The sequence below is a fragment of the Streptomyces sp. NBC_01016 genome (genome assembly GCF_026341035.1).
Classification (GTDB): Bacteria; Actinomycetota; Actinomycetes; order Streptomycetales; family Streptomycetaceae; genus Streptomyces.
Map to the genome: position 1 here is coordinate 1,384,644 of NZ_JAPEOQ010000001.1, position 22,974 is coordinate 1,407,617.

At 71.0% G+C, this 22,974-nt stretch carries 19 protein-coding genes; 3 read left to right on the forward strand and 16 right to left on the reverse strand.

Annotated features, from left to right (window positions below):
* Window positions 1-36 precede the first annotated feature (36 nt).
* The 11 genes from pstA to mshD all read right to left on the reverse strand — a co-directional run bounded on the left by pstA (window position 37) and on the right by mshD (window position 13,182).
* Window positions 37-1,119 carry a phosphate ABC transporter permease PstA gene (pstA, locus tag OG746_RS06525; RefSeq protein ID WP_266712462.1) on the reverse strand — a complete coding sequence of 361 codons (1,083 nt, stop codon included), beginning with the start codon at window positions 1,117-1,119 and terminating at the stop codon, window positions 37-39.
* Window positions 1,116-2,126 carry a phosphate ABC transporter permease subunit PstC gene (gene pstC, locus OG746_RS06530; protein WP_266712464.1) on the reverse strand — a complete coding sequence of 337 codons (1,011 nt, stop codon included), beginning with the start codon at window positions 2,124-2,126 and terminating at the stop codon, window positions 1,116-1,118. Before pstC ends, pstA begins: the two co-directional genes overlap by 4 nt.
* Window positions 2,127-2,252: 126 nt before the next feature.
* Window positions 2,253-3,380, reverse strand: coding sequence for a phosphate ABC transporter substrate-binding protein PstS (gene pstS, locus OG746_RS06535; RefSeq protein ID WP_266712466.1), 1,128 nt, complete (start codon window positions 3,378-3,380; stop codon window positions 2,253-2,255).
* 253 nt (window positions 3,381-3,633) lie between these two features.
* Entirely contained in the window at window positions 3,634-4,083 is a 450-nt protein-coding gene (locus OG746_RS06540; RefSeq protein WP_266712468.1) for an NUDIX hydrolase, read from the reverse strand.
* Entirely contained in the window at window positions 4,080-5,150 is a 1,071-nt protein-coding gene (locus OG746_RS06545) for a CHAD domain-containing protein (RefSeq protein WP_266712470.1), read from the reverse strand. The genes OG746_RS06540 and OG746_RS06545 overlap by 4 nt, the downstream gene beginning before the upstream one ends.
* Complete coding sequence (locus OG746_RS06550) at window positions 5,131-7,557, reverse strand: RNA degradosome polyphosphate kinase (protein ID WP_266712472.1); 2,427 nt, start codon at window positions 7,555-7,557, stop codon at window positions 5,131-5,133. Before OG746_RS06550 ends, OG746_RS06545 begins: the two co-directional genes overlap by 20 nt.
* A 1,311-nt stretch (window positions 7,558-8,868) precedes the next feature.
* Window positions 8,869-9,810, reverse strand: a complete 942-nt coding sequence (locus OG746_RS06555; RefSeq protein WP_266712473.1) for an ABC-2 membrane transporter-related protein — start codon at window positions 9,808-9,810, stop codon at window positions 8,869-8,871.
* Window positions 9,807-10,805 carry an ABC-2 membrane transporter-related protein gene (locus OG746_RS06560; protein WP_266712475.1) on the reverse strand — a complete coding sequence of 333 codons (999 nt, stop codon included), beginning with the start codon at window positions 10,803-10,805 and terminating at the stop codon, window positions 9,807-9,809. Before OG746_RS06560 ends, OG746_RS06555 begins: the two co-directional genes overlap by 4 nt.
* A complete protein-coding gene (locus OG746_RS06565) occupies window positions 10,802-11,698 on the reverse strand; it encodes an ABC transporter ATP-binding protein (RefSeq protein WP_266712477.1) in 897 nt (298 codons plus the stop codon). The genes OG746_RS06560 and OG746_RS06565 overlap by 4 nt, the downstream gene beginning before the upstream one ends.
* The gene (locus OG746_RS06570) at window positions 11,695-12,105 is read right to left on the reverse strand and encodes a GntR family transcriptional regulator (protein WP_266712479.1); all 411 of its coding nucleotides are present in this window, start codon (window positions 12,103-12,105) and stop codon (window positions 11,695-11,697) included. Before OG746_RS06570 ends, OG746_RS06565 begins: the two co-directional genes overlap by 4 nt.
* A 141-nt stretch (window positions 12,106-12,246) precedes the next feature.
* Window positions 12,247-13,182 carry a mycothiol synthase gene (gene mshD / locus OG746_RS06575; protein ID WP_266712481.1) on the reverse strand — a complete coding sequence of 312 codons (936 nt, stop codon included), beginning with the start codon at window positions 13,180-13,182 and terminating at the stop codon, window positions 12,247-12,249.
* Window positions 13,183-13,392: 210 nt separating this feature from the next.
* Between mshD and OG746_RS06580 the strand changes: the two genes are divergently transcribed.
* Together OG746_RS06580 and OG746_RS06585 are read left to right on the forward strand one after the other, a co-directional pair.
* Entirely contained in the window at window positions 13,393-15,201 is a 1,809-nt protein-coding gene (locus OG746_RS06580) for a bifunctional metallophosphatase/5'-nucleotidase (RefSeq protein ID WP_266712483.1), read from the forward strand.
* Window positions 15,202-15,307: 106 nt separating this feature from the next.
* Window positions 15,308-16,501 carry an LmeA family phospholipid-binding protein gene (locus OG746_RS06585; RefSeq protein WP_266712485.1) on the forward strand — a complete coding sequence of 398 codons (1,194 nt, stop codon included), beginning with the start codon at window positions 15,308-15,310 and terminating at the stop codon, window positions 16,499-16,501.
* Between the two features lie 19 nt (window positions 16,502-16,520).
* Here the strand turns inward: OG746_RS06585 and OG746_RS06590 are convergent, their stop codons facing one another.
* From OG746_RS06590 to OG746_RS06610, 5 genes are all read right to left on the reverse strand, one after another.
* The gene (locus OG746_RS06590; protein ID WP_266712487.1) at window positions 16,521-17,942 is read right to left on the reverse strand and encodes a HAMP domain-containing sensor histidine kinase; all 1,422 of its coding nucleotides are present in this window, start codon (window positions 17,940-17,942) and stop codon (window positions 16,521-16,523) included.
* Complete coding sequence (locus tag OG746_RS06595; RefSeq protein WP_266712489.1) at window positions 17,939-18,670, reverse strand: response regulator transcription factor; 732 nt, start codon at window positions 18,668-18,670, stop codon at window positions 17,939-17,941. The genes OG746_RS06590 and OG746_RS06595 overlap by 4 nt, the downstream gene beginning before the upstream one ends.
* Window positions 18,671-18,747: 77 nt before the next feature.
* Entirely contained in the window at window positions 18,748-19,827 is a 1,080-nt protein-coding gene (locus OG746_RS06600) for a S1C family serine protease (protein ID WP_266712491.1), read from the reverse strand.
* A 99-nt stretch (window positions 19,828-19,926) separates the two neighbouring features.
* Entirely contained in the window at window positions 19,927-20,949 is a 1,023-nt protein-coding gene (locus OG746_RS06605) for a LacI family DNA-binding transcriptional regulator (protein WP_266712493.1), read from the reverse strand.
* A gap of 53 nt (window positions 20,950-21,002) precedes the next feature.
* Window positions 21,003-21,842, reverse strand: a complete 840-nt coding sequence (locus OG746_RS06610; RefSeq protein WP_266712495.1) for a response regulator transcription factor — start codon at window positions 21,840-21,842, stop codon at window positions 21,003-21,005.
* Window positions 21,843-22,089: 247 nt separating this feature from the next.
* Here OG746_RS06610 and OG746_RS06615 point away from each other — a divergent pair, with 247 nt between their 5' ends.
* Window positions 22,090-22,917 (forward strand): alpha/beta hydrolase, encoded by an 828-nt coding sequence (locus tag OG746_RS06615; RefSeq protein ID WP_371590830.1) that lies wholly within the window; start codon window positions 22,090-22,092, stop codon window positions 22,915-22,917.
* The last annotated feature ends 57 nt before the right edge of the window (window positions 22,918-22,974 follow it).

Genomic DNA, 22,974 nt, shown 5'->3' on the forward strand with positions numbered 1-22,974 from the left:
GTTCACTTCCGATACGTCGCTGAGGAGATGGCCGCGTCAGCGACCGGCGCTCGGGGCCTTCCAGCGGGCTACGCCGCGGGCCGCGAGGTTGAGGATCATGATGAAGGCGATGAGCACCAGGGCCGCCGCCCAGGCGCGGTCGTACGCCGCCTGGCTGCCGCCGCTGCTCGCGTACTGCTGGTAGATGTACAGCGGCAGCGAGGCCTGCGGGCCTTCGAACGGGTTGCCGTTGATCAGCGGGTTGCCGAAGACCAGCAGCAGCACCGGGGCGGTCTCGCCGGCGATGCGGGCGACGGCCAGCATGACGCCGGTCGTGATGCCGCCGATCGACGTCGGCAGGACGACCTTGAGGATCGTGCGCCACTTCGGGACACCGAGGGCGAGCGAGGCCTCGCGCAGCTCGTTCGGGACGAGCTTGAGCATCTCCTCGGTGGAGCGGACCACGACCGGGATCATCAGGATGGTCAGGGCCATCGCGCCGGCGAAGCCGGAGAAGCCGAAGCCGAGGATCAGGATCCAGAAGGACAGGATGAACAGGCCCGCCACGATGGAGGGGATGCCGGTCATCACGTCGACGAAGAACGTGACGGCCTTCGCGAGCTTGCCGCGCCCGTACTCGACCAGGTAGATCGCCGTGAGGATGCCGATCGGGACCGAGATCGCGGTGGCGATGCCGACCTGTTCCAGCGTGCCGAGGATGGCGTGGTAGATGCCGCCACCCTCCTGGTACGAGGTCACGAAGCCCATCGAGTGGGTCAGGAAGTACGGGTCGAGGACCTTGATGCCGCGCGCGATCGTCTCGTAGACGAGGGACGCGAGGGGGACCACGGCGAGGATGAAGGCGACCCAGACGACGCTGGTCGCGAGGCGGTCCTTGGCCTGGCGGCCGCCCTCGACCTTGGCGGCGAGCGCGTACGAGACGAGGACGAAGAGGAGGGCCGCGAGCAGGCCCCACTGGATGCGGCTGGTGAGTCCGGCGCCGAGGCCGATGGCGCAGCCGGCGGCGATCGAGCCGACGGCGACGGCCCAGGGGGCCCAGCGGGGCAGGCGCGCGGCGCTCAGCGTGCTCGGCGGCTTCGGCTTCCCGGGCGTCTTCGCGGGAACGGTTGCGTTGCTCATGCGTTGGCCCCCGAGTACTCCTTGCGGCGGGCGATGATCATGCGGGCCGCGCCGTTCACCAGGAGGGTGATGACGAAGAGGACGAGGCCGGAGGCGATGAGGGCGTCGCGGCCCTGGTCGTTGGCCTCGGAGAACTTCGCGGCGATGTTCTGCGCGAAGGTGCCGCCGCCCGGGTCGAGCAGGCTGGTGTGGATCAGGAAGTCGGGGGAGAGGACCGTGGCGACGGCCATCGTCTCGCCGAGCGCGCGGCCGAGGCCCAGCATCGAGGCGGAGATGATGCCGGAGCGGCCGAAGGGGATCACCGACATCCGGATGACCTCCCAGCGGGTCGCGCCGAGCGCGAGCGCCGCTTCCTGGTGCATCTGGGGGGCCTGCCGGAAGACCTCGCGGGAGACGTTGGTGATGATCGGCAGGATCATGATCGCCAGCAGGATGCCCACGGTGAGCAGGGTGCGCGGGGCGCCGCCCTGGTAGTCGAGGACGCCGGTCCAGCCGAAGTAGTCGTCGAGCCAGTGGAACAGGCCGGTCATGTGCGGCACGAGGAAGAGCGCGCCCCACAGGCCGTAGACGATGGACGGCACGGCGGCCAGCAGGTCGATGACGTAGGCGATGGTCCCGCTCAGCTTCTTCGGCGCGTAGTGCGTCAGGAAGAGCGCGATGCCGACGGCGATCGGGACCGCGATCACCATGGCGATGATCGAGGTGACGATCGTGCCGAAGGCGAGGACGGCGATGCCGAAGACGGGCGGGCTCGCGGTCGCGTTCCACTCGAAGGTGGTGAGGAAGTTGCCCTCGTTCTTCGAGAGGACCAGCGAGGCGCGGTAGGTCAGGAAGACCGCGATCGCGGCCATGATCACCAGGAGCAGGATGCCCGAGCCGCGCGAGAGGCCGAGGAAGATCCGGTCTCCGGGGCGGGTGGCGCCGCGGGCGGCGCGCTTCTGCTCGGCTGGTGAGGGGCGATCGGTGGGCGCCGGTGGTGGCGCCGGTGATTGCGTGGTTATGTCCATGGGGGTTCTCCGGTCTGCGAAGTCCCGTCCCTTGTAAGGGCGTTGAGAGCTACGGGGCTTCTGGCGGCGGTGCACCGGACGGTGCGGGCCACCCGGGGTCAACCGGTGAGTGGCCCGCACGCTGGGTCAGCTGATGCCCGCGACGGTCTCGCGGACCTTCTTGTTGATCTCGGTGGGGATCGGGGCGTAGCCCAGGTCGGCGAGGGCGGCCTGGCCCTCGTCGGAGGCCGTGTAGCCCAGGAAGGACTTGGTGGCGGCCAGGCTCTCCGCCTTGTTGCCCTTGTCGCAGACGATCTCGTACGTGACCAGGGTGATCGGGTAGGCGCCCGCGGCCTTGGTCGCGTAGTTCAGCTCCAGGGCGAGGTCCTTGCCGGTGCCCACGACCTTGGCGTCGGCGATCGCCTTCGTGGCGTTCTCCGTGGTGGCCTTGACCGGGTCGCCGGCGCCGGTGTCGATGTCGACGGTGTTCACGCCGTCCTTGGCGTAGGACAGCTCGACGTACGTGATGGCGCCGTCGGTCTGCTTCACCTGCTGGGCGAGGCCGGAGGAGCCCTGCGCGGACTGGCCGCCCTTGGCCTGCCAGGCCTTGCCGCCCTCGTACTTCCAGTCGCTCGGGGCGGCGGCCTTCAGGTACTTGGTGAAGTTGTCCGTGGTGCCGGACTCGTCGGAGCGGTGGAACGCCTGGATCTTGGTGGACGGCAGCTTGGCGTCCGGGTTCAGCTTCTTGATCGCCGGGTCGTTCCACTTGCTGATCTTCGAGTCGAAGATCTGGGCCAGCGTCTTGGCGTCCAGGGTCAGGTTGTCGACGCCCTGGACGTTGAACGCGACGGCGATCGGGCCGCCGACCATCGGCAGGTCGATGCCCTGGCCGCCCTTGCAGACCTTCTTCGAGGCGGCGACCTCTTCGGGCTTGAGCGCCGAGTCGGAACCGGCGAAGGCGACCTGGCCCTGGTTGAAGGCGGTGACGCCGGCGCCGGAGCCGTCGGGCTTGTAGTTGAGCTGCACGTCGGAGCAGGCCTGCGCGTAGGCCTGGCGCCAGGCGTCTATGGCGTTGGCCTGGGCGGACGAGCCGATGCCGAGGAGCTGGCCCTTGGCGTCGTCGCACTTGATGTTGCCCGCCTTGGCGGCGGGGCTGGTGCCGCCCGAGCCGCCGCTGGTGTCGTCGGAGCCGCACGCCGTCAGCGCCAGGGCGCCGGAGACGGCGAGTGCACCGAGGGAGAGGGCACGGAGCCGGTTCTTGCGCTGAAGCTTCACCTTCGGATGTTCCTTCCAGGAGCCGCCGGCCTTCTCTGTCTCTGTGGCGGCGTGCGATCTGCGGAGGGTTCGTTCTTGGTTCTCAGTTCTCAGTTCTCAGTCGAGCGGTGGGCGGTTCCCGGAAGCCGGGGGCTCACCGCGTCGTAAGGCTGAAATTAGGCAGATCAGGTGAAGCGGCCGATGGGCGTGAGTGAACGCGGGGTGAACCTAAGCGGGCGGTGCGGTTAGGTCACGGTGCGGCTACGGAGGGTGATCATCCGGTGGCGTGGAGGGTGCCGAGGGCGTCGAGCAGGGCGTCGACGAGGATGCGGTCCCTGGGCTGGGTGAGGCGGGCGCGGGCCTCGGGGGGTGTGAGCCAGGTGATGCGGTCGACTTCGCGGTTCGGCGTGAATGCGCCGGTGGTCGCTTCCGCGGCCCAGTAGCCGACCTGCTTGGGGCGGCCGTTCGCGAGGTAGCGGACCGTGGGGAGCGCGGTGCCGGGTGTGCAGTCGTGGCCGGTTTCCTCGCGCACCTCGCGCAGGGCGCCGGCGAGCGCGTCCTCGCCGCGTTTCAGCTTCCCTTTCGGGTGCGACCAGTCGTCGTATTTGGGCCGATGGACCAGGCAGATCTCAACTCCCTGGCCGCTGTGGTGCGTTGGTGTGCGCCGCCACAGGACGCAGCCTGCCGCGAGGGTCGTTTGGGAGTCGTCCTGATGCACGGTCATGGGGTGCCCACCGTCTGTCGTTGCCATGCCTGTCCGAACGCGAGTCTGGCGGCCGCGACCTCGTGGCGCTGGTCGGCGTGGAGCACGCCGAGGGCGTACGCGGTCGTGGGGGCGATGCGGGGGGTGCGGGCGGCGTGGGCCGCGGCGGCGGCGGCCTCCGCGGCGTCCCGGTGGGCGTTCAGGGCGTCGGCCGCGTCGAGGAGGCGGACGTCGACGGGGGCGCTGGAGACGACCTCGCGCGCGTAGCGGTGCAGGCGCAGCAGGAGGCGTACGTGGTGCCAGGCGGCGTCGGCGTCCGGGCTGTAGGGGTGGCTGGTGTGGTGCAGGGTGGCGGCCGCTTCGGCGAGGCGGGAGCCGGCTTCCGCGGCGAGTTTCTCAAGGCCGGTGTCGGCGGTGGTGAGGGGGACGTCGCTGGCGAGTACGGCGACGTTGTCCGCGACCGCGTGGAAGCGGGCGGAGCCGAGGGCCTGGAGGGCGGTGCTGTGGGCGCGGGTTCTGGCCAGGGTGAGCTGGCGGTCCAGCAGGGCGGATGCCTTGGCGGCGCCGAGGGTGAGGGTGTCCCTTGCGGGGGGCGGGGTTTCGGTGTGCGGCGCCGGGGTGGGGGCCGTTGAATCGGCGCGCGGCGCCGGGGGCCGCCTTGCCCACCCTGCCGCCCCAGGCGGCAGATTGCCCAAGGCGGGTGCGGCAGCCCCAAGCCCCGCCGGCGATTGAGGCGCGGGGTTCGGAGGTGACGTCAAGGTGTGGAGGGCCGAGGTCAGGCGGTCCAGGCGGGAGGCGTACGCGTGTTCGCGGGCCAACGTGCCGGACAACCATGCCAGTTCGGGACGGAGCGCGTCCGACCAGTCCGTGTCGAGGAGCGGCCGGAAGGTGTGCAGCGTCCCGCTGATGCGCCGCGCGGCACGCCGCAGCGCGCGGGCCGCATCCGCCGTGTCGCCCGCCGCACCACTCTCCCGGTGCTGCCGCAGCGAGCGCAGGAACTCGGTGGCCTGGGAGCGGAGATAGCACCCCAGGACATCGACATCGTTCCCGTTCAGCCGCTCGCTGGACTCAAGGTGTCGCTGTGCCACGCCGGCGCCTCCGGGCGTCTATGAGCATCTCCTGTACGTTGCGCAGGGGTTGGCCGGCCGGATCCTGTGAATCGGTCGCGTGCCGGGTCCAGTTGCCGTCCGGGCCCAGGTGCCAGGAGGCGGTGCCGTCGGACATCCCCGTTTCGAGCAGTCGGCTGAGCGCCGCGCGATGGGCCGGGTCCTCCACGCGGACCAGGGCCTCGATGCGGCGGTCGAGGTTGCGGTGCATCATGTCGGCGCTGCCGATCCAGACCTCCGGTTCGCCGGCGTTGCCGAAGGCGAAGACGCGGGAGTGCTCCAGGAAGCGGCCGAGGACCGAGCGGACCCGGATGTTCTCGGACAGGCCCGCGACGCCGGGGCGGACGGCGCAGATGCCGCGCACCCAGATGTCGACGGGAACGCCGGCCTGCGAGGCCCGGTAGAGCGCGTCGATGACGGCCTCGTCGACCATCGAGTTGACCTTGATGCGGACGTGGGCGGGGCGGCCCGCACGGTGGTGCTGGACCTCCTTCTCGATCCGCGTGATCAGGCCCGTACGAAGGGACTTGGGGGCGACGAGGAGGCGGCGGTAGGTCTCGCGGCGCGAGTAGCCGGACAGCCGGTTGAAGAGGTCGGAGAGGTCGGCCCCGACTTCCTGATTGGCCGTCAACAGGCCCAGGTCCTCGTACAGTCGGGCGGTCTTGGGGTGGTAGTTGCCCGTGCCGACGTGGCTGTACCTGACGAGCTGGTCGCCCTCCTGGCGTACGACGAGCGACAGCTTGCAGTGCGTCTTCAGGCCGACGAGGCCGTAGACGACATGGCAGCCGGACTCCTCCAGCTTGCGGGCCCACTTGATGTTGGCCTGCTCGTCGAAGCGGGCCTTGATCTCGACCAGGACGAGCACCTGCTTGCCGGTCTCGGCGGCCTCTATCAGCGCGTCCACGATCGGTGAGTCGCCCGAGGTCCGGTACAGCGTCTGCTTGATGGCGAGCACGTCCGGGTCCGCGGCTGCCTGCTCGAGGAAGGCCTGTACGGAGGTGGAGAACGAGTCGTACGGGTGGTGGAGCAGCACGTCGTGGCTGCGCAGCGCGGCGAAGATGTCGGGGGCCGAGGACGATTCCACCTCGGCGAGGTCGCGGTGGGTGCCCGCCACGAACTTGGGGTACTTCAGCTCGGGGCGGTCGATGCGCGAGATGGAGAAGAGGCCGGTGAGGTCCAGGGGTCCCGGCAGCGGGTAGACCTCGGCCTCGCTCATCTTCAGCTCCTTCACGAGGAGGCTGAGTATGTCCGAGTCGATGGTCTCCTCGACCTCGAGGCGCACCGGGGGCCCGAAGCGGCGCCGCATCAGCTCCTTCTCCAGGGCCTGGAGAAGGTTCTCGGTGTCGTCCTCCTCCACTTCGAGGTCCTCGTTCCGGGTCAGGCGGAACATGTGGTGCTCCTCGACCTTCATGCCGGGGAACAGCTCGCCCAGGTGCCGGGGCGCGGCGATGACGTCCTCGATGGGGACGTAGCGCTGGGGCGAGGCCTCGAGAAAGCGGGAGAGCAGCGGCGGAACCTTTACCCGGGCGAAGTGGCGGTGGCCGGATACGGGGTTCGAGACGACGACGGCGAGGTTGAGGGAGAGCCCCGATATGTACGGGAAGGGGTGCGCGGGGTCGACGGCCAGCGGGGTGAGCACCGGGAAGATCTGCTGCATGAACAGCGTGTAGAGCCGGGCCTGCTCCTTGTCCGTGAGCTCGTTCCAGCGCACGACGTGGATGCCCTCGTCGGCGAGGGCCGGGGCGACCTCGTCCTGGTAGCAGGCGGCGTGCCGGGCCATGAGCTCGCGGGAGCGGTTCCAGATCAGTTCGAGGACCTCGCGGGGCTGCAGGCCCGAGGCCGAACGGGTGGCGACGCCGGTCGCGATGCGGCGCTTCAGGCCCGCCACCCGGACCATGAAGAACTCGTCCAGGTTCGAGGCGAAGATCGCCAGGAAGTTCGCGCGTTCCAGGAGGGGGGTGCTCGGGTCCTCGGCGAGTTCCAGGACCCGCTCGTTGAACGCGAGCCAGCTGCGCTCGCGGTCCAGGAAGCGGCCCTGCGGGAGCTCTGCGCCCTCCTGGTTCGCGTAGTCCTCTTCGTAGTCGTCCGGGTCCGCGTCGATGTCGGCGACGATGCCGGCGAGCTTGGCGGCGGCCAGGTCGTACTCGCCGCCGGCCACGGGATGTGGCCGGTGCGCGGCGAGCGACCCCACGGACGGCTGGGGCTGCGTGGCCGAGGGGGCCGGAGCAGCGTCGGTCGTCTGGTCCTGTGCGGCGTTCGGCTGGCTCATGGCCCCATTCTTCCGCGTGGACGCCGTCCGGGGCGCGCCGACGGCGTCGGAGTACGCGGGCGCGAGCGTAAGACCGCCTCGGCGGGCGGGTTCGGCGGGTTCGGGGGCGGGGGGCTGCATCCACCGAGCGTCGCAAGTCCGTCTGAATCGACGGTTACGGCGACATGACGTACGGGCTATGGCCGTGCGGCCCGCCGGGGGTTTGGCGGGTGGGCGGGGTTGGTGCCGTGGGGCGGCGCCGGGGGGGGGCCTGGGCCGGGGGTGGCGTTCGTTGTTGTGGTGGCGCGGGTCCGTGGCCGAGGTGCGCCGGGGTAGGGCGCTTCGTCATTGTTGCGCGGCGTCGGGGTGGGCTGTGTCGGGGGTGGCGTGGGTGGTGTTGGGCGCGCGGGGCCGGGGTCTTGGGGCTGTGCCGGGGTGGCGGCCCAGGTCTTCGGTGTGCGGCGCCGTTCCTGCTGCGGCTGCACCGGTGCCCGGTCACCTCCCACCCACCCGCCCCCTCCGGGGGCTTCGGCCCGTCCGGGGCCCGGCCGTTGGGCGGGGGCGGCGTCTGGGGTGATGGGTGCGCAGGGCCGGGGTTTTGGGGCTGTGTCGTGGCGGGTGCCTCAGGTCGTCGTTGCACGGCACCGGGGCGGTTCCGGCTGCGCCGGTACCCGCTCGTCTCCCACGGCCTGCCCCCTGCGAGGGCTTCGGCCTGCCCGGAGCGGGGCCGAGTCCGGGGCCTGTGGCTGCACCGGTGCCTGGTCGCCCCTCCGGGGGCGCCGGCCCCGGCGCCTCGGCCGGGGTTGGCGCGCAGGGTGGTGGGTGTGCGGCACCGGGGTTTCGGGGCTGTGGCGGGGTCGGCGCCTGTGGTGTTGGGCGCGCGGCACCGGGGGCCGCCTTGCCCACCCTGCCGCCCAAGGCGGCAGATTGCCCAAGTCGGCGGGCCTTGACCGCCATGGGTGGGGAGCCGGGGTTGGCGGCGGATTGCCCAAGGCGAGTTGCGGTCGACCGCCACGGGTGGAGAGCCGCTCCGTGGACATCCGGGCCAGGACGGCGACCCGAATCAAGCCCGTCCGGCGTTTGAGGACGAGCCCGGAGGGCGGCGGGGGGCCGGGGCGTAGCCCCAGGGCTCAGCCGCGGTGCGGGCCGCAACGGCCAGGCCGGGGGCTTCGGGCCGGAGCCCCCGGAGGGGGCGGGTGGGTGGGAGGTGAGCGGGGGTAGCGACCGCGCCCGATGCAGTCCGGCGAGGAATCGCTCCCGCTGCCCCGCCCCGTTGGCGGCGCCGAGCCACCACGCCTGCCCCGCCCCGGCGGCGGCGCCGAGCCACCACGCCTGCCTCGCCCCGGTGGCGGCGCCGAGCCACCACGCCTGCTCCGCCCCGGGGGCGGGGTGAAACCACCCCCCGCCCCCGCGGCGAGGCGAAACCACCCCGCCCGGTCGGGGGACGCCCCCCTACCTCGCCCGGCGGCGCAAGAGGTAGAAGGCCGTGGCCGTGGCGGCGGCGGTGAGGGTGAGGATCAGGCCCGTTTCGACGAGTTGGAGGGGCCAGAAGTGGGACGGCGGGTGGCCCTCGCGGTAGAAGCCCGTGATGTTGTGCGAGGCGAGGCAGCCGCGGTCGTCGACGCACATGGGGTCGGCGACGCGCGCGCCGGAGCCGGTCAGCGCGCCCTCGGTGGTCATGGAGCCCGCGAAGTAGGGGTAGCCCTCGCGCAGGTCTCCGGTCACCGTGACCGAGGGCCACAGCCGGTCGCGGATCGCGTCGAGCACGCCCACCACCGCAGCCGTGGCGATCAGGGAGTAGGTCGCCGCGGGCAGCGTCCGCCGCGCCAGGAACGCCACGGCCGCGCCGATGGCCAGGCCGAGCAGCGGCATCGCCACGGCCGTCGGGCCGAGGGCGTCGTAGACCGCCGTCGCATCGTGCCAGCGGTTGTCCGCGAGGCCGGGGGCCGCCGAGGCGACGAGCCGGCGGAGGAGGACCAGGACGGTCGTGCCGAGGATCAGGGAGGTCGCGGGCACGTACAGCTTCGTCGCCAGCCAGCGGGCCGGGGACACGGACTGCGTCCACGCCAACTGGGCCGTGCCCCTGCTCAGTTCGCGCCCGATGAGCAGGCCGCCCGCGAACACCGAGGCCGCCACCGGCACCAGCGTGATCAGCATGTCGGTGAAGGTGAGGACGTAGTGGTACGAGTCCGCGGTGGCGCCCTTCGCCGTGCAGCCGTTCGCCACCGCCGGGTCGCAGTGTCCCGTGATGTCGAGCCCGGCCGTGGCGGGGCCCCACAGCCACAGCAGCAGCGCGCCCGTCACGACGACGAAGGCGATCCACAGCCAGGCGGCTATGCGGTGCAGCCGAAGGACCGTCCGGGGCAGGCCCAGGGGGATCGTGGCGGCGCTCATGCGGCGTCCTCCTTGGTGAGCGGCGTGACCGGCGGCTCGGGCTGGAATCGGCGCAGCACGAGGAACGCGGCGACGACGGCCAGCGCGGTGAGCCCGAGCAGGACCCCGGTCTCGGCGAGCTGACGCGGCCAGTAGTCGGGGGAGGGGAGGTAGTGGCGGGTGAAGCCGGTGATGTCGTGCTGGTCGAGGCAGCGCTGCGTCATGCAGCCGGGGTCGCGGATCTCCGCCCCGGTGGAGGTGATCGCCTTGCTGTGCACGGGGATTTCCGGCTGTTGGTAACTGCCCTGGAGCGGCCAGGAGTTGGAGCGGAACGCGCCCACCAGGTACGTCACGATCCCGGCGAGGGCCGCGGCCGGCAGCGTCCGGCGCAGCACCAGCGCCGCCAGCACCCCGATGGCCAGGCCGAACAGGGCGTTCGCCACCGTCGCGGGACCCACGGAGAAGTCGAAGTCGCGCGGTCCGATGCCGGCGACGAGCAGATGGTTGCGGCCGCCCCAGACGAGGCGGTAGAGGATCACGACGAGCGTTGTGCCGACGGTGATGAGCAGTGCCGGTACGTAAAGCTTGGTGGCCAGCCAGCGGGCGGGGGAGATGGACTGGGTCCATGCCAACTGGGCGGTGCCCTGCTCCAGTTCGCGGGCGATCAGCGGGCCCGCCGCGAAGACGGCGATGGCGCACGCGGCGATCCGGGCCAGCGTCAGTGGATCGTAGAAGAGGGTGTCGAGGCTGTTGCCGATGAACGGCAGGAAGGCGGAGATCGCGCTCTGGAACGCGTTGTCCTGCGCTCCGCCGTAGCCGAGCTTGTCGAACGCCGCCTGGGCGTCCGCGGAGCCGGGGCCCCACAGCCACAGGAGCAGGCCGAGGCTGACCGCCACGTAGCCGATCCACACCCACATCGCACCGCGGTGCAGCCGCAGGACCGTCCACGCCAGGCCGTCGGGTCCGGGCTTCGTGCGGCGCACGGCGGAGGGCTTGTCGAGGGCCGGGGCGCTCATGCGGACACCTCCGTCCGGCGCTGGGCCGCCGTGGTGCCCGGCGTGATCAGGGGCGGGGCGTCGGGCGAGCGGAGGTGGGCCAGGAGCAGCTCCTCCAGGGAGGGCTCCTGGACCTGCCAGCCCTCGCCGATCGACCCATCCCTGCGGATCAGGGCGGTGACGCCGCGGCCGGAGGCGCGGGACTCGACCACCGTGTGCGGGGCGAGGTCGCCGCGGCCCGTGACCAGGCTGTGCGCGCCGATCAGATCGTCGATGCCGCCGCCGAGCCGGATCCGGCCGCCGCCGAGCAGCAGCAGGTGGTCGCAGGCGTCGGCCAGCTCGGTCACGATGTGCGAGGACATCAGGACGGTCGTGCCGTGCTCGGCCGCGTCCGCCATCAGCGTGCCCATCATCTCGTGCCGCGCCAGCGGGTCGAGGTCGGCCATCGGCTCGTCGAGCAGCATCAGGTCGGGGCGCTTGCCGAGGGCGAGGGCGATCGCGACGCGGGTGCGCTGGCCGCCGGAGAGCGAGCGGATCTTCGCCTTCGGGTCGAGCTCGCCCTGCTCGACGATCTTCGCCGCGTACGCGGCGTCCCAGCGCTCCGGGTTGAGCGCGGCGCCCATCTGCAGGGTGTCCGCGACGGACAGCTGGGGGTACAGGGGCTTGCCCTGGGAGAGGTGGGAGACCTTCGCGCGGTGCGTGCCGGGGGCGGCGCCGAGCACCGAGATGCTTCCCGAGGTGGGACGCGACAGGCCGGCCGCGATGGTCAGCAGCGTCGACTTGCCCGCTCCGTTGGGCCCGACGAGCGCGCTGATCCGGCCCTCGGGCAGCCGGAACGAGCAGTCGTCCAGGGCCGCCGCAGCGCGCCTTCCGTAGCGCTTGACGAGGCCGTTCGCCTCGATGGCCGTGCTCATGAAGTCCCCTTGGTCATGGTGCCGAAATGCGCCTCCAGGGCGCTGCCGAACAGGGCCTCGACGTCCTCGCGGTCGAGGCCCGCTTCCTTCGCCCTGCCCGTCCAGTCCTCGAGCTCCGCCCTCAGTGGTGAGTCGCCGGAGCCGGAGCCGAGCGTTGCGCGGACGAACGTGCCGAGCCCGCGCCGGGCCTCGACGAGTCCGGAGCGCTCCAGCTCGCGGTATGCCTTCAGCACGGTGTTCGGATTGATCGCTGTCGCCTCGACGACCTCGCGGGCCGTGGGCAGCTTGTCCCCGGGCTCGAGCAGTCCGAGCCGCAGTGCGTGCTCGGTCTGGTGGACGATCTGGAGGTAGGTGGCGACGCCGGTGTGGCGGTCGATGCGGAATTCGATGACCGGTTCCTGAGCCACGGCGTACCCCCTTTCACTAATCAAGTAGTGAAAGGGTGATGCAAGAGAGGGGGCGGCGTCAAGCGACGCCGCCCCCTCATCTCCGTCCAGCCGGGAAAACCCCAGGTCAGAGGCTTGGAAGTGTCAGAAAGTGTCAGAAGGTCAGGACTCGGTCCGGTACATCAGGTCCGTCTCGTAGGTAGTGAAACCGAGCCGCTCGTACACGCTCACCGCCGCCTTGTTGTCGGCGTCGACGTAGAGCATCGCGGTCGGGAGACCGGCCGCCGCCAGGTGGCGCAGGCCCGTCGCCGTCAGCGCCTTGCCGAGGCCGCCGCCCTGGCCCGCGGGCGCCACCCCGACGACGTACACCTCGCCGAGCCGCTCCTGCGCGTGCACCTTCGTCCAGTGGAAACCGACCAGCTCGTCGCCGCGGAAGGCCAGGAAGAAGCCCGCCGGGTCGAACCAGGACTCCGCCTTGCGGTCGTCCAGGTCGCGCTGGGTGAGGGAGCCCTGCTCGGGGTGGTGGGCGAACGCCGCCGCGTTCACCGCGAGCCACGCCTCGTCGTCCTGACCGGGCACGAACGTACGGATCCGCACCCCGGCCGGCAGGACCGGCTCCGGGAGTTCGAGGTTCGTCAACGGCCGCCGCATCTGCCGCAGTTCGCGGAACAGCGTGAGGCCGAGCACCTGCGCGAGATGCCGCGCCGCGCTGTGCCCGCCGTGCGCCCACACCCGCAGCCGCTTCCCGGAAGCGGCGAGCAGCGCGGCGCCGAGCGCCCGCCCGTGTCCGTGCCCCCGGTGCGCCGGGTGCACGACCAGCTCGGCGGCCGGGGCCTCGATGGGGTCGGTGGCCTCCAGCTGCGCGTAGCCGGCCAGCTCGTCGCCGATGCTGAGCAGCAGATGCCGTACGCCCTCCCGCTCCCCTCCCCGCAGTTGCAGCCGGCCCTGCTCGGACACGGCCTGCTGGCCGTCCGTGCGGGCGGCCTCGGTGAGCAGGTCGAGCACCTTGGCGGACTGCTCGGCGGACAGGGTGGTCAGGGTGTCGATCCGGCGGCCCGAGGCGGTCGGATCACTGGTGGGGGCGGGGTCCGTGGTCATGGATACGAGGGTACGGCTGGGCTCCGCCCGGGACGGGGGCCTGGTGCGCGGTACCGGGCTTGCGTCGCGGGGCCCCGCCCCGGACCCCGCGCCTCAAACGCCGGCGGGGATGGATTGGCCCACCGCCCCAATCCCCTGTCGCGCTACGCGCGTTGACTCTAGGCTGCCTCCACATCAACGGTCGTCGCACCGCACCCCCAGGGGGACCACATGTACGCACAGACCAAGAGACCCCGGCGCCGCCTGCGTGCGGTGCTCGCGGGTGCTGCCACTCTCGTCACCGCCGGCGCGCTGATGGCCGCGCTGCCCGCCGGGGCGGCGCCGCAGAAGGGCGCGGCGGGTGGGCGGTACCAGGACGTACAGCTGCTGTCCTTCAATGATTTTCACGGGAATCTGGAGCCGCCCGCCGGGTCCTCAGGGCAGGTCACCGAGGACCAGGCCGACGGCACCACCAAGAAGATCGACGCGGGCGGCGTCGAGTATCTGGCGAGTTCCCTGCGCAAGGCCCGCCAGGGCCACCCGTACAGCGTCACGGCCGCCGCGGGCGACCTGATCGGCGCCAGCCCGCTGCTGTCCGGCCTGTTCCACGACGAGCCGACCGTCGAGGCCATGAACAAGCTCGACCTGGACGTGACCTCGGTCGGCAACCATGAATTCGACGAGGGTTCGGGGGAGTTGGCGCGGCTGCAGAAGGGCGGCTGCCATCCGAAGGACGGCTGTTACGAGGACGGCCGCACCTTCGAAGGCGCCGACTACCCCTACCTGGCCGCGAACGTCACCGACGAGAGGACCGGCAAGCCGGCCCTCGCCCCCTACTGGGTGTGGAAGCACAAGGGTGTGAAGGTCGGCTTCATCGGCGTCACCCTCGAAGGCACGCCGGACATCGTGTCGGCCGAGGGCGTCAAGGGTCTGAAGTTCCACGACGAGATCGAGACCGTCGACAAGTACGCGAAGATCCTCGACAAGCAGGGCGTGAAGTCGATCGTCGCGCTGGTCCACGAGGGCGGCGCCCCGGCCTCGGCCTCGTACAACTACGACTGTGACGCGGGCGGCGCGGGCAGCGGCATCTCGGGCCCGATCGTCGACATCGCGAAGGGCATCACGTCGAAGGTCGACGCCCTGGTCACCGGGCACACCCACAACGCGTACGCGTGCACGATCCCGGACCCGGCCGGCAAGCCGCGCATGGTCACGTCCGCGTCCTCCTTCGGGAAGCTCTACACGGACACGACCCTGACGTACGACCGCGCCACCAAGGACGTCGTCCGTACGTCGGTGAAGTCGCCGACCTCCGAGAACCACGTCGTCACGCGGACGCAGGCGAAGGCCGCCGACATGACGGCGCTGATCGGGCAGTGGAACAAGCTGGCCGCGCCGGTCGCGAACCAGCCCGTCGGCTTCATCTCCGCCGATGTTCCCGGCCGGGGCGCCACGACCCCCGAAGCGCCGCTCGGCGATCTCATCGCGGACGCCCAGCTGGCGCACGCCAAGTCCCTCGACCCCAAGGCGTCTCTGGCCCTGATGAATCCGGGCGGTATCCGCTCCGGCCTGGTGTTCAAGGCGAGCGGCAGCGAGGGCGACGGCGTGGTGACGTACGGCGAGGGCTTCGCCGTGCAGCCGTTCAGCAACACGGTCAATCTGGTCGACCTGTCCGGGGAGCAGCTCGTCACCGCGCTCAAGCAGCAGGTCAGCGGGGCGAACGCGGCCTCACCGAAGATCCTTCAGCCCTCGGCGGGACTCGCGTACACGCTCGACATGACCAAGTCGGGGGCCGACCGGGTCGTCACCGACTCGATCAGGCTGAACGGGGCCGCCATCGACCCGGCCGCCACCTACCGCGTCGCGATGAACTCCTTCCTCGCGGGCGGCGGCGACGGCTTCGCGGCGCTCGGGGCGGGAAAGAATCCGCTGGTCGGAAGCGATGACCTGAAGGCGTTCAACGACTATCTGACCGCCAACTCCTCGGCCTCGAACCCGATCGCGCCGCCGAAGGCGGACCGGATCACGATCGTCAAGTAGCTGAAACAAAGCTTGCATTGGGGTGGCCTACGGTTGAACAGTGGGTCACCCCACACGTGTGAAGGATGTTTGTGCGATTGGTGGGGGTGTGTGATGGAATCGGCCGATGCGCACCCCCCACCGCATGGCCGACGACCCCATAGCCGACGACTACATATATGACGAGCGCGCAGCGGACGAGCACGCGGCGTTCGACGACTGGTTTGATGGCGGGGCGGAGGATTCGGTTCCACCCGACCACAGGCGAGCAGGACGACGCAGGCGCCGCAGCCGCCTCGCCGGGCTCTCCTTCGCGCTCAAGGGCCTGATCGCGATCCTCGTCCTGTGCGGATTCCTCGCCCTGGCCGACCGCTGGGCGGTGCTCTACGCCGAGAACAAGGCGGCGCAACAGATCAAGAAACAAATGAAGTTGACGGCCGCCCCCGAGGTGGAGATCAGCGGCTTCCCGTTCCTCACCCAGCTCGCCGACCGCCGCATCCACGAGCTGAAGGTGACCGTCCCCGACGTCGCCGCCGACCGCGTCACCCTCGCCAAGGTCTCCGCGACCGCGCACAACGTACGCATCAAGGGCTCGGGCCCCACCGACATCAGCGGCGCCTACGCCGACACGATCCACGGCGAGGTGCTGCTCAGCTTCGCCGACCTGAACAGGGAACTGGGCTCGTCCCAGGTCACGTTCAGCGGGCACGGGAAGAACAAGGTGCTCGCGCGCGGCACCCTGCCCGTCGCCGGGCACGACGTGAAGGTGCGGGCGGACGCGAACATCCAGCGGCTCGGCGCGTCCGGGATCTCCACGGACATCGACAACATGAGCCTGGCCATCGGCGACCTCGCCACCTACCGCCCCGGCACCCGCTCCTCCGAGGGCCTGCACCTCACGCGCTCCTCCGTGGACAAGCTCACCAAGCAGGTGGACAAGGCGCGGCAGCTGCTCGCCGTCCCCGCGGTGGTCAAGCGTCTCGGAGTGCCGGACAGCGCGGTGCAGCAGGCGCTGAACAGCGACGCGAAGCTGCGTGAGCTGACAGGGACGCCGCGCTTCGTGAAGCAGCTCATGGGCACGAACCTGATCGACATCGCGCTCGCCCACCCCGCGCTCCTGAAGAAGTTCGGCCTCGACCCGGCGCTGCTCGACGGCCTCACCCGCCTCACCCGGCCCGAACTCGCCGACCGCCTCTCCCTCGCCTTCCGGCTGCCGAAGCTGCCGGGCGACGACGGATATGTGCGGTTGCAGGACGTGACCGTGGAGAAGGAAGGGATCCGGGTGGACCTGTCGGGCGGCGGGCTCTCCGTCGGCAAGTGACCCACAGGACTCGGGTGCGCTACGGGATCTCCGGCGGCGGCGTCGGCGCTCCCGGCAGGACCAGCGTGGCGATGGTGCCGCCGCCGTCCGCCGCCGAGAGCGCGACCTGGCCGCCACTGGCCTCGACCGTGCGCGCCACGATCGACAGGCCGAGCCCCGAACCCGGCAGGGCGCGCGCGGTCGGCGAGCGCCAGAACCGGTCGAAGACGTACGGGAGTTCATCGTCCGGGATGCCGGGGCCGTGGTCCCGCACGGTGAGTGTGCCGCGCATCAGCCGGACCTCGACGCGGCCCTTCTCCGGGCTGAACTTCACGGCGTTGTCCAGCAGGTTCACGACCGCCCGCTCGAGCGCCGCCGGCTCGGACCGTACGTACCAGGGGGCCAGCTCGGTGTCGAAGGTCAGCTCGGGGCCGCGCAACCGGGCACGCTCGACGGCGCTGCGGACCGTGTCGTGCAGCGAGACCACCTTCAACGGCCCTTCGGCCCCGGTCAGTCCCGTACGCGACAGCTCCTGAAGGTCGCCGATCAGCGCGGCCAGCTCCGTCATCTGGGCCTTCACCGACGCCATCAGCGCCTTGCGGTCCTCAGGGGGGATGGAGCGGCCGGTCTCCTCGATCCGGGTGAGCAGCTCGATGTTGGTACGCATCGAGGTCAGCGGCGTCCGCAGCTCGTGACCCGCGTCGGCGATGAGCTGCTGCTGGAGCTCGCGGGAGCTTGCCAGCGAGGCGTTCATCGCGTTGAACGAGGCCGCGAGCCGCGCGATCTCGTCGTCGCCCTCGACCGGGATCCTGACCGTGAGGTCCTCGGTCCTGGCCACGTGCTCGACGGTCTCGGTGAGCTGGTCGACGGGGCGCAGTCCGGTGCGGGCGATCCACAGGCCGGCGGCCGTGGAGCCGAGTACGCCGATGCCGCCGACGAGGAGGAGGACCCAGGCGAGGGTGGTGAGGGGTTGGGTGATCTCGTCCATGGGCGTGGCGATGGAGACCGCGATGTCCGGCACCTTCACCTTGTTGGGGCCGTTGGCGACCGGGACGGTCAGGACACGCATCGACGTGCCGTCCTGCGCGTCCGTGGTGTGCAGGGCCTCCCCTTCGGTGCCCTCCGCGACGGCCTTGTCCGCCGACGTGGCCGGGATCGCCGACTTGCCGCGCCAGGTGCAGACATTGCCGTCCGCGGAGACCAACTGGATCGTCGGCCCCGGGAACTCCCGCTGGTTCTGCGTGGACGAGCAGGCGAGCAGCGCCGCCGCGCCACGGTTCTGGTTCAGCGAGCCGACCTGGCTGTGCAGGTCCTTGTCCATCTGGTTGCGCAGTTGGTCCGCCGTGATGAACCAACACGTCACCGCCACCGCGGCCACCGCCGCAGCAACCGCCACCGCGACGAGCAACGCGATCCGCGACCGCAGCGGCAACGTCCGCAGCCGCCGTACGAGCTTGCTCACTCGCCGGTCCCGTCCGATCGCAGCACGTACCCCACACCCCGCACCGTGTGCACGAGGCGCGGTTCGCCGCCCGCCTCGGTCTTGCGCCGCAGGTACATCACGTACACGTCGAGCGAGTTGGAGGACGGCTCGAAGTCGAAGCCCCAGACCGCCTTGAGGATCTGCTCGCGGGTGAGGACCTGGCGGGGGTGGGCCAGGAACATCTCCAGGAGCGTGTACTCGGTGCGGGTCAGCTCGACCGCGCGCCCGCCGCGCGTGACCTCGCGGGTCGTCAGGTCCATGCGCAGGTCGGCGAAGGAGAGGGCGTCCGAATCGTCGCCGCCGCCGTCGGCCCCGGACGCGTACGAGCTGCGGCGCAGCAGGGCCCGTACCCGGGCGAACAGTTCGTCGAGCTCGAACGGCTTGACCAGGTAGTCGTCGGCGCCCGCGTCGAGGCCCGTGACGCGGTCGCCGACCGTGTCACGGGCGGTGAGCATGAGGATCGGGGTCGTGGATCCCGTGGCGCGCATCCGGCGGGCCGCGGTCAGGCCGTCCATGCGGGGCATCTGGATGTCGAGGACGACCAGGTCGGGGCGGTACGCGGCGACCTTCTCCAGGGCGTCCGCGCCGTCGACCGCGACCTCGGTGGCGTAGCCCTCGAAGGCGAGGGAGCGCTGGAGCGCCTCCAGTACCGCGGGCTCGTCGTCGACGATGAGGATGCGGTGCGGTTCGCCTTCGGCGGGGCTCATGGTCAGTGTTTCCTGTCGGTGGGTACGGGTGGGCGGTCGGCGTCTCTCAGCCTCGCACGGCCACCCCGGGTGTGGCGTCAGCTGTCGCTGCCGCCGGCTCGCAGCGTGTCCAGGTCCGCCTTGACCGTGTTGATCGGGATGGCGAAGCCGAGGCCCACGCTGCCGTTGCTGGAGGCCGACGTGGAGGAGTCCGAAGCGGACGAGTACATCGCCGAGTTGATGCCGACGATGTTGCCGTTCATGTCGATGAGCGCGCCACCGGAGTTACCGGGGTTGAGCGACGCGTCCGTCTGAATGGCCTTGTACGTCGTCTTGGACGAGCCGGTGTCGCCGTTGAACTCCTGGCCGCCGTACTCGAACGGCCACTGGCCGCTGCCGCCGCCCTGCTGCTGTTGCTGCTGCTGGTCCTCGTCGGTGGAGACGGTGACATCGCGCTGGAGCGCGGAGACGATGCCGCTGGTCACGGTGCCGGTCAGGCCCTCGGGGGAGCCGATCGCGACGACGTCGTCGCCGACCTTGACGCCCTCGGAGTCGCCGAGCGTCGCGGCCTTGAGGCCGGAGGCGTTCTTCAGCTTGATGAGCGCGAGGTCCTTCTTCGCGTCGGTGCCGACGACCTCCGCCGTGTACGTCTTGCCGTCGCTCGTCGAGACCTTGACGGAGGAGGCGCCGGACACGACGTGGTTGTTGGTGACGATCTCGCCGCCGCTCGTGATGATCACGCCGGAGCCGGTCGAGGAACCGGAGCCGAGCGTCGCGTTGATCTCGACGATCGACGGGCTGACCGCCTCCGCGACGCCGGACACGGTGCCCTTCTTGCTGCTGGGCACCACCGTGGTGCTGGTGGAGGACGAGGCCGTGGCGGAGCCGGTCAGCTCCTGGAAGGCGTACGCGGTGCCGCCGCCGACGGCCGCCGCCGCGATCGCCACCGCCGTGATGAGCCCGGCCGGTCCGCGCAGCCGCTTCTTCTTCGGGCTGCCGTGCTGCGGCTGCTCGTGCTGCGGGTGCTCCTGCTGCGACTGCTGCGAGTACTCCTGCTGCGGGTGCTCGTAACGCGGCTGCTCGTGCGTCTGCTCGGAGAGCACCACGCCCGGCAGGTACGGGGGCTGCGGAGGGTAGGCCTGGGAGTCATCGCCGCTTCGGCGGTAGGTCTCGGTCATGGCACCAAGCCTGTGGCGCGTACATGAGAGCCGGCTGAGTGCGCCCTGAGAGTCCCAGCAGAACCCTGTTTGCCCGAAGTAAAGACGGGTCGGCGGAGCCTACGGGCAGCCGCAGGACTGCCGGACGACCAGCCGCGAGGGGAACAGCTTCAGCCGCTCGCGCCGCGACCCGGCCACCCGCAGCGAGTCGTCCAGGACGAGGTCCACGGCGGCCCGCGCCATCGCGGGCCGGTCCGAGGCGACGGTGGTCAGCGGCGGATCGGTGAGCCCCGCCTCCTTCACGTCGTCGAACCCGGCCACCGCGAGCTCGCCCGGCACGTCGAGGCGCAGCTCGCGCGCGGCCCGCAGCACACCGATGGCCTGGTCGTCCGTGGAGCAGAAGATCGCGGGCGGCCGGTCGGGCCCGGCCAGCAGGCCGAGCGCCACCTTGTAGGCGTCGTAGCGGTTGTACGGCGCCTCGAAGAGCCGGCCGTCGATGGACCGCCCCGCCTCCTTCATGGCGCGACGCCAGCCCTCGACGTGGTCGGAGACCGGGTCGCCGACGGACGGGGTGTCCGCGGTGCCGCCCAGGCAGGCGACGTACTCGTGGCCGTGCTCCAGGAGGTGCCGGGTGGCGAGCTGGGCGCCGCCGACGTCATCGGTCACGACCGCGACGTCGTCGATCGCCTCGGGCCGCTCGTGCAGCAGGACGACGCGGGCGTCCCAGGCCTCGATCTCGTTCGCCGCGAGGTCGTTGAAACCGTGCGAGACGAGGATCAGGCCCGAGACCCGCATGCCGAGGAAGGCGCGCACATAGTGCACCTCACGGTCGGGCGTGTAGTCCGAGTTGCCGACCAGCACCATTTTTCCGCGCTCGGACGCCGCCTGTTCGACGGCGTGCGTCATCTCCGCGAAGAACGGCTGGCGCGCGTCCGGCACGATCATGCCTATGAGGTCGGTACGCCGCGAGGCCATGGCCTGGGCGACCCGGTCGGGCCGGTACCCCAGCTCCTTGATCGCGGCCTGCACGCGCTCGCGCGTGGCCGGGGCGACCGGCCGGGGTCCGTTGTTGATCACGTAGGACACGACGGCGGTCGAAGTACCCGCCAGTCGCGCCACATCGTCCCGAGTCACCTTGGCCACGCGCGGAGTCTACGCGGATGGACCACCCTCTGGGCAGGGCGTGAGCCGCACAGCTAGCGGCGCACGGGGGCCGGGCGGCCCACTCCGTCCACGGGGGACGAAACCTTGTCCGTGTTTTCTGCGGTATCCGCCTTGTTCGCGGCCGCGGCCCGCTGCTCGGCCTCCCGTTCCGCCTGCTTCTCGGCCCGCGCCTCGGCGTTCTTCTCCGCCTTCTTCTCCGGCTTCTCCGGGGTGACGAAGCGGTAGCCCACGTTGCGCACGGTGCCGATCAGCGACTCGTGCTCCGGCCCGAGCTTGGCCCGCAGCCGTCGCACGTGGACGTCCACGGTCCGGGTGCCGCCGAAGTAGTCGTAGCCCCAGACCTCCTGGAGCAGCTGGGCGCGCGTGAACACGCGACCGGGGTGCTGCGCCAGGTACTTCAGGAGCTCGAACTCCTTGAAGGTCAGGTCGAGGACCCGGCCCTTGAGCTTCGCGCTGTAGGTCGCCTCGTCCACCGACAGATCACCGTTGCGGATCTCCATGGGGGAGTCGTCGGTGACGATCTGCTGCCGGCCCATCGCGAGCCGGAGGCGTGCCTCGACCTCCGCGGGTCCCGCGGTGTCCAGGAGTACGTCGTCGATGCCCCAGTCCGCGGTGACGGCCGCGAGGCCGCCCTCCGTCACGACGAGCACCAGCGGACAGCCGGGCCCCGTCGAGCGGAGCAGCTGACAGAGACTGCGGACCTGCGGGAGGTCTCGGCGCCCGTCGATGAGGATGACATCGGCACCTGGTGTGTCGACGAGTGCGGGGCCCTCCGCCGGAGCCACTCGCACGTTGTGCAGGAGCAGGCCGAGAGCGGGGAGCACCTCCGTCGACGGCTGAAGGGCATTCGTAAGGAGCAGCAGAGAACTCATCGCCGCCCACCTGCCTGGGTCGTCATACGTTCGTGCACGGTTCGCTCGCCCATAACGTCTGGTTCCTCCTCGGGTCCCTACGAGGACGTTTGCGGCACTGCTTCGTACTGGCAGGAGACCCCGCGCCCTGGGGTTCTGACCTGCTGTTTTGCCTGTGTTTTCGGGGCGTCGTATACAACGCCCTTGAAAGCACAAAAGGACCCGGGGGCTGCATTGCCCGAGTCCTCTTCCCAGCAGAATAGCCCACATGAGTTGGGGTCCGGCAGGTGACAAGCGTGGATCTTCTGTGTGGCCGATCACGGAACGGAGACAACGCGTGATGCTCCGGACACGCGACGGAGTCGCCATCGACGCCTCCTACGAGCCCGGTCCCGGCGGCCCCGAAGCCCCGGCGATCGTGCTCGCGCACGGCTTCACCGGCGATCTGGAGCGGCCCCATGTGCGCCGCGCGGCAGCGGTGTTCGCGCAGCGTGCGGCCGTGGTCACGTTCTCGTTCAGGGGGCACGGACGCTCCGGCGGACGGTCCACGGTCGGCGACAAGGAAGTGCTCGATCTCGCGGCGGCGGTCGAATGGGCGCGCTCGCTCGGCCACGCGCGCGTGGTGACGGTCGGCTTCTCCATGGGCGGTTCCGTGGTGCTGCGGCAGGCCGCGCTGCACAGGGGGCGCACGGAAGCGCACGTTGACGGGGTCGTCGCGGTGAGCGCCCCCGCCCGGTGGTTCTACCGCGGCACGGCCCCGATGCGGCGGGTGCACTGGGCGGTGACCCGGCCCGCGGGACGCCTTGTCAGCCGCTTCGGGCTGGGCACGCGGATCCACCCGTACGACTGGGACCCGGTCCCGCTCTCCCCGGTCGAGTCGGTCCCGCTGATCGCGCCGACTCCGCTGCTCGTGGTGCACGGCGACCGCGACCCGTACTTTCCCGTCGACCACCCCCGGATGCTGCTCGGGGCGGCGGCCGACGGAGGCGCGGAGCTGTGGCTCGAAGCGGGGATGGGCCACGCGGAGAACGCGGCGAGCGACGAGCTGATCGAGCGGATCGGGGCGTGGGTCGCGGCGACGCTTGCCGCACAATAGGACGCCGCACACAGAGCAGTACCGAGAGAGCAGAGCGGGACCGAGAGAGGAGTCGGG